A 10,410-nucleotide genomic window follows, 5' to 3' on the forward strand; every position below is an offset into this window, starting at 1 on the left:
AGGGAGGGCCGTCCGATGAAGCATTTTTCAGGCAAGGTGGCGGCAATCACCGGCGCGGGTTCCGGCATGGGACGCAGCCTGGCCGTCGAGCTGGCGCGGCGCGGCTGCCATCTCGCGCTCAGCGACATCAACGAAAGCGGCCTCGCGCAGACCGTCGCGTTCTGCGCGGCGCACAGCGTGAAGATCACGTCGCAACGGCTCGACGTGTCGTCGCGCGATGCGGTGTTCGACTGGGCGCGCGCGACGCGTGAAGCGCACGGCAAGGTCAACCTGGTCTTCAACAACGCGGGCGTGTCGCTCGCGGCGCCCGCCGAGACGGCGCGGATCGCAGATTTCGAATGGATCATGGGGATCAACTTCTGGGGCGTCGTGCACGGCGCCCAGGCGTTCCTGCCGTATCTGCGCGAATCGGGCGACGGCCACGTGATCAACACGTCGAGCCTGTTCGGCCTCGTCGCGATGCCGACGCAAAGCGCGTACAACGCGACGAAGTTCGCCGTGCGCGGCTTCACCGAAGCGCTCAGGATGGAGCTCGAGCTCGAAGGCGCGCCCGTCGGCGTGACCTGCGTGCATCCGGGCGGCGTCGCGACCAACATCGCGACCGCGTCGCGGATCGATTCGAGCATCGCGACGCTGACCGGTCAGGACATCGAAACGCATCGCCGCGCGGCGAACCGGCTCATCAACGTGACGACGCCCGAATCGGCCGCACGCCAGATCATCGCGGGCGTCGAGCGCAACGCGCGGCGCGTGCTCGTCGGCGCCGACGCGCGCCGCATCGACAAGCTCGCGCGCCTGTTCGGCTCCGCATACCAGGTCTTCGTGCTGCGCTTCGTTCGCAAGTCGCGCGAACGCAACCTCGCGCGCCAGCACGGCGCGGCGCAGCCCGCCCCCCCTTCCTCCATCAGCAAGGATCCCGCATGAGCTCGACGACAAACTGGAACGCCGCCCGCTCGCTGAACGATCGCGCGCCGCATGCGGCGACGGGCGGCGACGCCCGCGCCGCGACCGACTTCGACGTGCTGATCGTCGGCGCCGGGCTGTCCGGCGTCGGCGCCGCGTACTACCTGCGCGAGCGCTGTCCGGACGCGAAGTTCGCGATCCTCGAAAGCCGCGCGACGATGGGCGGCACGTGGGATCTGTTCCGCTACCCCGGCGTCCGTTCGGATTCCGACATGTTCACGCTCGGCTTCAGTTTTCGGCCGTGGCACAGCGACAAGGCGATCTCGGACGGCCAGACGATCCTCGACTACATCCGGGACACCGCGCGCGCGTTCGGCATCGACAAGACGATCCGCTTCAACCACAAGGTGACGGCCGCAAGCTGGGATTCGACGAGCGCGCGCTGGACCGTGCGCGTGCAGCGCACGAGCGACGCGCATCACGAAGAAGCCGTCTACACGTGCCGCTTCCTCTACATGTGCAGCGGCTACTACGACTATGACGAAGGCCACGCGCCGACCTGGCCCAACATGGATGCGTACCAGGGCCGCGTCGTCCATCCGCAGCGCTGGCCGGGCGATCTCGACTACAAGGACAAGCGCGTCGTCGTGATCGGCAGCGGCGCGACTGCGGTCACGCTCGTGCCGTCGATGGCGGGCGACGCGCGCCACGTGACGATGCTGCAGCGCTCGCCGACCTACATCGTGTCGCTGCCCGCGCGCGACGCGATCGCGAACGCGCTGCGCCGATGGCTGCCGTCGGGGCTCGCGCACCGGCTCGTGCGGCTGAAGAACGTACTGCTGACGATGTACTTCTACAGCCTCGCGCGCCGCCGGCCGGATGCGACGAAGAAGTTCATCATCCGCGCGGCGGGCAAGCAGCTCGGCCCGCAGTTCGACGTCAACAAGCATCTGACGCCGCGCTACAAGCCGTGGGACCAGCGCGTCTGCCTCGTGCCGAACGGCGATCTCTTCAAGGCGATCCGCTCGGGCAGCGCGTCGATCGTCACCGACGAGATCGAGCGCTTCACGCCGACCGGCCTGCGCCTGAAGAGCGGCCAGCGCCTCGACGCGGACGTGATCGTCACCGCGACGGGCCTCAAGCTGAAGATGCTGGGCGGCGCGGCCGTGACGGTCGACGGGCGCCCCGTCGATCTGTCGCAGACCGTGTCGTACAAGGGAATGATGTATAGCGGCGTGCCGAATCTCGCGTCGTCGTTCGGCTACACGAACGCGTCGTGGACGCTGAAGGCCGAGCTGATCGCGCAATACGTGTGTCGCCTGCTCGACCACATGCGCACGCACGGCTACGACGTCTGCGTGCCGAGGCTCGCACCCGACAGCATGGAGCTCGAACCCGCCGTCGACCTGACGTCGGGCTATATCCAGCGCGCCGCCGGCGTGCTGCCGAAGCAGGGCACGAAAAAGCCGTGGAAGTCCTACCAGAACTACGCGCGCGATTTCGCCACATTCAGGTTCGGCACGCTTGCCGACGGCGCGATGCAGTTCGAACGCCGCCGCCCGGCGCTCGCCGAACGTGACGACACCCGTCAGCCCGCCTACGAAGGAAGGTGATCCCAATGATAATCAAGCTGTTCCACTTTCTCGTTTACGCGACCCTCGCGCTCGTTGCATTCACGCTGTTCACGTCGCACCGCATCAAGAAGATGTTCCCGCCCGAAGGCAAGTTCGTCGACGTCGGCGCGGACCGCCTGCACTACGTCGAATACGGCGAAGGTCCGCCGATCGTATTCGTGCATGGCCTCTGCGGCCAGCTGCGCAACTTCGCGTACCTGGACCTGCAGCGGCTCGCGAAGTCGCATCGCGTGATCCTCGTCGATCGTCCCGGCTCCGGCCGCTCGACGCGCGGCCCGCGTTCGACCGCGAACGTTTATGCACAGGCACGCACGATCGCGATGTTCATCGCGACGCTCGGCCTCGACAAGCCGGTCGTCGTCGGCCACTCGCTCGGCGGCGCGATCTCGCTCGCGCTCGCGCTCAACCATCCGCAGAGCGTGAGCCGCATCACGCTGATCGCCCCGCTCACGCACACCGAAACCGAGCCGCCCGGCCCGTTCCGCGGTCTCGCGCTGCGCTCGTCGCTCATGCGCCGCTTCGCATCGTTCACGCTCGGCATTCCGGTTTCGATATTGCAAAGCCGCAAGGCGATCGAACTGATCTTCGCGCCGGAAACGGTGCCGCACGACTTCGGCGTGAAGGGCGGCGGCCTGATGGGGCTGCGGCCGCACGCGTTCTATTCGGCGTCGTCGGACCTCGTCGCGGCGCCGGAAGACCTGCCCGACATGGAAAGCCGCTACGCGTCGCTTACCGTGCCCGTCGACGTGCTGTACGGCCGCAGCGATCAGATCCTCAACTGGCAGCGTCACGGCGAGGCGCTGAAGAAGCGGCTCGACGCGGTCAACCTGAAGGTCGTCGACGGCGGGCACATGCTGCCCGTCACGCAGCCCGCGCAAACGACCGACTGGCTGCTAGAAGTCGCCGGAACCCCGGTATCCGCCGAGCCCAAGCGCGTGACGGAAAGCGCGGAAAGCTGAACCGACGATTTGCGACGGACGGCATCGGTAGCGCGTGCGATTGCACCGCGAAGCCGTTCGATTTGCGCGATGCGCGCCGCCTTTCATGCGGCGCGTTTTTTTATTGTGCGCACCATTGCTCACGCTTGCTGAACACACTCGCGACTCGTTGCATACGCAACGAATCGCTCACACCGCCGTAAGCGCGCACTTCGTGACACCGGCCGTCCAGATCGAGATCAAAAGCATCGCGCCGGCCCGCCGCGCGCTGCGTACCGACTGACCGGCGCTGTCGCGCGCTCGCGCCCGCGACGCCATCGTAACGCACGCATGCGGCAATCCGCCGCGCGCGCGGTCAGCGCATCGGTCATCGACCGGCATTGCAATGACATTGAAAGATCCGCGCGCGAATCCGTGCTCGACGATCGCGATATTCCGAAGTAAAAATCTCCGATCGAATCAACCGACGCAAAATGCGCGCGGCGCGCCGTTCATGACGGGCCGGCGTGCGACGGCCGAATCGCCGGCCGTCGCCGGATCGACCTGGAGAACGCCCTTGTGCGACGCCCGAATGCTCAAGAAAATGCCGCATTGCACGATAACCCGAATAACCGTCGCACCCGCGTGAGCCTGCAGCCTGCGCTACGCGACGAACGAAACGACGGTCCGATCGGACGGCGCCCGGAAGCGGGACGCCGCCGATCCGCCGCCCGACAGCCCCCGACGTCATGCGCAAGCGTTCGACCTCCTTCACCATTCGTTACCTGCAGCCCTGGATGCAGAGCCTGATGTCGCCGACGGGCATAATCGTTTGCGGCGCGCTGCTGCTCACGCTGATCTGGCTGTTTTGCGCACGCGTGCTGTACGAGTCGCGCAAGGATGCCTACCAGCGTGCGACCGAAAACGCGAACAACCTCGTGCTGTTGCTCGAACGCGACATCGCGCGCAACGTCGAGCTCTACGACCTGTCGCTTCAGGCGGTCGTCGACGGCGTCAACGATCCGCGCATCATGGCCCTCGACCCCGCGATACGCAGCAAGGTGCTGTTCGACCGCGCGGCGACCGGCAAGTACCTCGGCACGATCTACGTGATGAACGAGCGCGGCGACATCGTGCTCGATTCGCATTTCCCGAAGTCGCCGCCCGTCGCGAACTTCGCGTATCGCGACTACTTCGTCTATCAGCGCGACCACCCGGCGGGCGGCCTCTACATCAGCGAGCCGTACGCGGCGCGCTTGCGGCACGGCGCGCTGACGGTCGCGCTGAGCCGGCGCATCACGCGGCCCGACGGCTCGTTCGGCGGCATCGTCGCCGGCACGCTCAGCATCGACTACTTTCGTGCGCTGCTCGACGGCCTGTCGGTCGGCCCCGGCGGCACCGCAGCAATTTTCGAGACCAACGGGTTGTTGATCTCGCGGCTGCCGTTCGACACGAAGATGGTCGGGCGCAGCATCGCCAATTCGGAGCTCTACGCGAACGCGACGGCGCACGACGAAGGCGCGTTCACCGGCATCGCGTCGATCGACGGCGTGCGCCGCCTCTACGTGTACAAGCGGCTGCCCGGTCTGCCGATCGTGGTCGACGTGTCGCCCGCCGAGCGTCACGTCTTCGCCCAATGGCACATCCGCGCGCAGCGGCTCGGCGTGCTGATGCTCGTGTTCGGCGTCGTGATCGTCACCGGTACCGCGCTGCTGTCTCGCGAACTGCGCTGGCGGCGGCACGCGGAACTGCGCCTGCAGCGCCTCGCGCGCACCGATGCGCTGACGGGCCTCGGCAACCGCCGTGCGTTCGACGAGAACCTGCGCCGCGAATGGGCGCGCACGCTGCGCTCCAGCCGGCCACTGTCGCTGCTGTTCGTCGACATCGATCAGTTCAAGAATTACAACGACTGCTACGGCCATCAGGCGGGCGACGAAGTGCTGCGAGAAGTCGCCCTCTGCCTTGCGCTGAACGTGCGCCGCGCGGCCGACGACGTTTCGCGCTACGGCGGCGAGGAGTTCGTGATCACACTGCCGGACACCGATGCGAAGAGCGCATCCGCGATCGCCGAACACCTCCGCCGCGCCGTCTACGATCTCGACATCGAGCACGAGAAGAGCCCGTACCGGCGCGTGACCGTCAGCATCGGACTCGTGACGTCGCACGCTAACGCCGCGCATTCCGACACGGCGCTCGTCAAGATGGCCGACGCCGCGCTGTACCAGGCGAAATCGACTGGCCGCAACCGTGTCTGCGACGCGCAGCACGCGTAGCGAGCGCCCACGCTTCGGGTCCGGCGACGCGGTCCCGGCGCACGCGCGCCGCCGCGCCGCTTTCCTGCTCGCGAACGCGCGCGGAAGGAACCCAGGCCGCGCGGCCCGGTCATTCGTATACGCTATCGCTTTATCCACGCTCGAACCTTTTGCCCTGAATCATGCGCGTTGGCCGCCCCGTTCCCGCCCTCCCTCAACCTGTCTGCGACTACTGCGGCGCGAAAGCGACGCTCGCGCGTTTCGGCGACGAAGCGTATCCGTACCGCGAAGATCACGGCGAACTGTGGATCTGCCCGCCGTGCGACGCGTGGATCGGCGTCTTTCCGCGCAGCCGGCGCCACGTGCCGCTCGGCCGGCTCGCGAACGCCGAGCTCAGGCATGCGAAATCTGAGCTGCATGCGGCGCTCGAACCGCTCGTCGCCGCGAAGATGCGGCGCGACGGCTGCAACGCGTTCGAAGCGCGCGCGAAGGGCATACGCTGGCTCGCGGCGCAGTTGGGGCTCGACGCAACGTCGAGCACGATCCACACATTCGATCTCGACGCATGCCGGAACGCGCTGCTGCTCGTCGACCAATTCATGTCCCGCAAATCGCCGCCCGCAAATTCGTAATACAAATTCGCGGCCTCCGCGGCGTATCAAACGCTTTCCGCCAGCCAACTTACAAGCAGCTTTAATCGAATTCGGTTCAAACGAATTCCGCTTCTAAATTTTTTAGATCAAATCAAAAAAAGTTTGACGCTTCGATTTTTTCCTTGCTATCTTTTCATAGACAAATGCCGCTGCTGGCACATGGCACAAGTACTACCCAAACATTAGCTTGACCAAATTCTTCCAATTCAATTACGTTATTTTCGAGGGGCGGCTTTCAATCCACGAAGAAACCGCAGCACGTTTCCGGACCATCGATTAATTCCTGATTAACCAGCAATCCAGCTTCATTCATCGCGAATCAGAAATATCGAAAATCATTCGATTAAACGCGGATTTTCGAGATTGGGTTCAGTGCGATGCGACGCGGATGCCGGAATGTCGGGTGTCGAGCATCCGGCCGGCGCGGCCGACGAAAGCGGCATACGACGAATGATGTGCGCGACGAAAGGGCGCCGCGCGCCGCCGACGCCCCGGCAGCACGACTTGCTTCACAGCCCGACCGGCTCGCCCGGTTCAGGCCGGTCTATTGAGTGTGCGTTCCGTCTCGCGCGCCGCTTCGCCGCGGCTGCGCGACGGGATTCTGTTCTCTGAAATCGCAGGAAGACGCGGCGCAGCGGCCGCGCGACAGGCCACGCCGGCCCGCCGCGTCGCCATGCGAATCGCGGAATGGATCGTGGTACGGCGGAAGCGGTTCTTTCGCGCGCCATATGAATTGGATTCCTAAGCATTGAACGAGCTGCCCATCGAGTCGGACGCCCGTTCGTTCGGCACGCGAAACCGGCCGCGCGCCGACACGAACGCCGAACCAAACGGCGCCGTTCCGCCACGCAATCCGTCGAAGGGAGAGAGCCATGTCGCCATGAATCGCAGCTTCGCCGCATCGCCGTGCATCGGCTGCGCGCCGCGCGTCCCTACCCGCCGGACCAAGGCTGCGCATCCGTTCTTCATCATTTTCTTGGGACTCCCAAAATGCAGAGAACTCAGCATGTCAACCGGCTATTCTCGAAACGCTTCGCGCTGTCGCTGCTACCGCTAGCGATCGCCGCCACGTTGTCCCCGCTTTCCGCGCAAGCCGCATCCGATTGGGCGCCGACCCGCACCGACGCCTTCCTGCTCACGCGCGCGCCAGCCGCCGCCGCGTCGCAGACGCTGGCCAAGACGGCGCCGAGCTACGCGCTCAATACGATCGGCACACCCGAGCTCGCCGACACGACCGTCACGCCGCTCGAGCTGAGCCAGCCGCTGCGCGTGACCGTTGTCCTGAAGAGCCGCAACGAAGCGCAGCTCGACGCGTTCCTTCATGAAGTGAACCAGCCCGGCAGCGCGAACTATCACAAGTACCTGACGCCCGAACAATTCAAGGCGCGCTTCGCGCCGACCGACGGCCAAGTGCAGGCCGTCGTCGCGCACCTGAAGGCGAACGGCTTCAGCAACGTCACGGTGTCGGCGAACAACAAGCTGATCTTCGCGGAAGGCAACGCATCGAATGCGGAGCGCGGCTTCCATACGACGCTCAAGCGCTTCAACTACCGCGGCAAGGCGGTCTACGCGAACGACGCGGCGGCGCTGATTCCCGCGTCGATGAGCCCGTTCGTCGATTCGGTGCTCGGGCTGCAGAATGCGGCCGTTCCGCATCGGCTGCTCCATCGCGCCACGCCGACGGACGCGCGCATCCAGCCCGGCACGATCACGAAGAACGCGACGAGCGGCTCGCAGGTCGGCCACCAGACGACCGACTTCGCGCAGATCTACGACGCAAGCGGCCTGCCGGCCGCGACCAATACGACAGTCGGGATCATCACGTGGGGCGACATGACGCAGACGATCGCCGACCTGAAAACGTTCACGCAGAACGCAGGTCTGCCGACCGTCAACACGGCGGTCGTCGCGGGCAGCTCGGGCACGCTCGCCAACGACGGCGATCCGAGCGAATGGGATCTCGACAGCCAGACGATCATCGGCACATCGGGCGGCGTCAAGCAACTGATCTTCTATGCGGCCGTCAACGGCGACAGCAACGACAGCGGCCTCACGAACGCGACGCTGACGGCCGCGTACAACAAGGCCGTCACCGACAACGTCGCGAAAGTCATCAACGTATCGCTCGGCGAAGACGAAGCGGCCGCGAACTCGGACGGCACGCTCGCCGCGACCGATGCGGTCTTCAAGCAAGCGGTCGCGCAAGGCCAGATCTTCTCGGTGTCGTCCGGCGACGCGGGCGTCTACCAATGGTCGACGTCGCCGTACGGTGCGCCCGGCTACATCGGCACGTACAGCGGCGGCAAAGTCACGACGAAGATCAATCTGGCGAAGTACAGCGTGTCGTCGCCGGCGAGCTCGCCGTACGTCGTCGCGGTCGGCGGCACGACGCTGTCGACGAGCGGAACGACGACCTGGGCGGGCGAGACCGTCTGGAACGAAGGTCTCGCGTACGCGGACATCGGCAGCAACGGCCAGCCGCTCGACAACGCGGTTCGGATCTGGGCGACGGGCGGCGGCGTCAGCGGCTACGAGGCGGCGCCGAGCTGGCAGACGGGCGCGCTCGGCAGCTCGGTGACGAAGCGCGTCGTGCCGGACGTCGCGTTCGACGCCGCGCAATCGACGGGCGCGTACATCGTCGTCAACGGCCAGCCGAATCAGTTGATCGGCGGCACGAGCCTCGCGTCGCCGATCTTCGTCGGCGGCTGGGCGCGCGTCGAATCGGCGAACAACAACAGCCTCGGTCTGCCGACATCGAACTTCTACCAGGGCCTGCCGGGCAACACGTCGCTCGTGCACGACGTCACGTCGGGCAACAACGGCTATAACGGTTACGGCTATAACGCGAACTCCGGGTGGGACGATGACACCGGCTTCGGCAGTCTCGATTTCGCAAAGGTAAGCGCGAGTTCGGTCAAGTAACGAGCGGGGATCGCCGCGCGGCCAGCTTGGAACGCGCGGCGAATTTCGCGCTGGAACGCGTATGTTGTATGTCGGCATCGCAGGCAGGCGTCTGCGTGGCTGTCGATGCGACTGTCACCTCTGCTGGAGAGGTGGATTCTTGTCGAGTTCTCTTTGTCGCAATTTGCGGCTTGCCGTCGGATTCGTTGTGCGCTCGGGCGCATCGCGGTTGATTTGCCGCGCAGGCGGCTCAACCAAGCTCAACCCTATCGGCGGCGGGCAAATCGATGCCGCTCGGTCGGTGAGCGCCGCCCCCTAGCCATCCTCCTCTTCTCGAATCGAGCCATCTCGATCGATATCGCAGCACGTCTCACGCTTTCGAACCTGCGCCGTACGCCAAACGTCGCGCGAATCAAGCAACGACTGCGCGATGCCACCATCGTCGTGCCCCGTGTTCCGTGTTCCGTGTTCCGTGTTCCCAGCGTAGTCCGTTACGCCGCCCGAAACGTCACGTAGCACAACGGGAACAGCGCCGCCGCAGCCTCGCAGAAAATCCAAATTTCTTCATCAATTTCGAACGATTAATCGATGATTTGATATTTTTTATACATTAACGAAGGGAAATTCTACTAATTTCCAAATGGTACGAAAATTGCTTCAACGGCTGTCACAGTGAGATTATCTGGGAGCCTGTCATGCAAAAACTGTTCAATAAATCGGCCATCGCAATCGGCGTTTCCGCGTTGCTCACCCTTTCCGGCTGTGGATCGGTCGACGGTCCGTCCTTGCCTTCCGGCGGCGTGAAACCGACCACCATCGGCAATACCGGAACGTCGGGTACATCAGGGTCGTCGGGCACGTCCGGCACCTCGGGTTCGGGCGGGTCCGGTGCGTCGGGTACTTCCGGCACGTCGGGTACTTCCGGTACCTCGGGTACTTCCGGTACCTCGGGTACTTCCGGCACGTCGGGTACTTCCGGTACCTCGGGTACTTCCGGCACGTCGGGTACTTCCGGCACGTCGGGTACTTCCGGCACGTCGGGTACTTCCGGCACGTCGGGTACTTCCGGTACCTCGGGTACTTCCGGCACGTCGGGTACTTCCGGCACGTCGGGTACTTCCGGCACGTCGGGTACTTCCGGCACGTCGCG

7 protein-coding genes and 1 pseudogene are annotated in these 10,410 nt (G+C 65.1%); 7 read left to right on the plus strand and 1 reads right to left on the minus strand.

Features of this window, described 5'->3' with window-relative positions:
• Positions 1-15: 15 nt before the first annotated feature.
• The 5 genes from WS69_RS07640 to WS69_RS07660 all read left to right on the plus strand — a co-directional run bounded on the left by WS69_RS07640 (position 16) and on the right by WS69_RS07660 (position 6,338).
• Positions 16-924, plus strand: a complete 909-nt coding sequence (locus WS69_RS07640) for an SDR family NAD(P)-dependent oxidoreductase (RefSeq protein WP_059470197.1) — start codon at positions 16-18, stop codon at positions 922-924.
• Entirely contained in the window at positions 921-2,516 is a 1,596-nt protein-coding gene (locus WS69_RS07645) for a flavin-containing monooxygenase (RefSeq protein ID WP_059470198.1), read from the plus strand. Before WS69_RS07640 ends, WS69_RS07645 begins: the two co-directional genes overlap by 4 nt.
• Before the next feature lie 5 nt (positions 2,517-2,521).
• Entirely contained in the window at positions 2,522-3,496 is a 975-nt protein-coding gene (locus WS69_RS07650) for an alpha/beta fold hydrolase (protein ID WP_059470199.1), read from the plus strand.
• Between the two features lie 767 nt (positions 3,497-4,263).
• Positions 4,264-5,727: a GGDEF domain-containing protein gene (locus WS69_RS07655; RefSeq protein WP_059470206.1), complete on the plus strand. Its 1,464-nt coding sequence runs from the start codon at positions 4,264-4,266 to the stop codon at positions 5,725-5,727.
• Between the two features lie 161 nt (positions 5,728-5,888).
• Positions 5,889-6,338 carry a zinc-finger-containing protein gene (locus WS69_RS07660; RefSeq protein ID WP_059470200.1) on the plus strand — a complete coding sequence of 150 codons (450 nt, stop codon included), beginning with the start codon at positions 5,889-5,891 and terminating at the stop codon, positions 6,336-6,338.
• A 762-nt stretch (positions 6,339-7,100) separates the two neighbouring features.
• Here the strand turns inward: WS69_RS07660 and WS69_RS07665 are convergent.
• Complete coding sequence (locus tag WS69_RS07665; RefSeq protein WP_059470201.1) at positions 7,101-7,331, minus strand: hypothetical protein; 231 nt, start codon at positions 7,329-7,331, stop codon at positions 7,101-7,103.
• Between the two features lie 18 nt (positions 7,332-7,349).
• On the opposite strand from WS69_RS07665, the gene WS69_RS07670 reads away from it, so the two are divergent.
• A complete protein-coding gene (locus tag WS69_RS07670) occupies positions 7,350-9,281 on the plus strand; it encodes a S53 family peptidase (RefSeq protein ID WP_059470202.1) in 1,932 nt (643 codons plus the stop codon).
• Between the two features lie 674 nt (positions 9,282-9,955).
• Positions 9,956-10,410, plus strand: a pseudogene (locus tag WS69_RS30455) (collagen-like triple helix repeat-containing protein); the annotation flags it as partial.

Origin of the sequence: Burkholderia sp. BDU5, assembly GCF_001522845.1 — a bacterium.
Classification (GTDB): domain Bacteria; phylum Pseudomonadota; class Gammaproteobacteria; order Burkholderiales; family Burkholderiaceae; genus Burkholderia; species Burkholderia mayonis.

Excerpts from the sequence above, each read along its gene's own strand:
- WS69_RS07640 (WP_059470197.1), top strand. The coding sequence starts at position 16 with ATGAAGCATTTTTCAGGCAAGGTGGCGGCAATCACCGGCGCGGGTTCC.
- WS69_RS07645 (WP_059470198.1), top strand. The coding sequence starts at position 921 with ATGAGCTCGACGACAAACTGGAACGCCGCCCGCTCGCTGAACGATCGC.
- WS69_RS07650 (WP_059470199.1), top strand. The coding sequence starts at position 2,522 with ATGATAATCAAGCTGTTCCACTTTCTCGTTTACGCGACCCTCGCGCTC.
- WS69_RS07655 (WP_059470206.1), top strand. The coding sequence starts at position 4,264 with ATGTCGCCGACGGGCATAATCGTTTGCGGCGCGCTGCTGCTCACGCTG.
- WS69_RS07660 (WP_059470200.1), top strand. The coding sequence starts at position 5,889 with ATGCGCGTTGGCCGCCCCGTTCCCGCCCTCCCTCAACCTGTCTGCGAC.
- WS69_RS07665 (WP_059470201.1), bottom strand. The coding sequence starts at position 7,331 with ATGATGAAGAACGGATGCGCAGCCTTGGTCCGGCGGGTAGGGACGCGC.
- WS69_RS07670 (WP_059470202.1), top strand. The coding sequence starts at position 7,350 with ATGCAGAGAACTCAGCATGTCAACCGGCTATTCTCGAAACGCTTCGCG.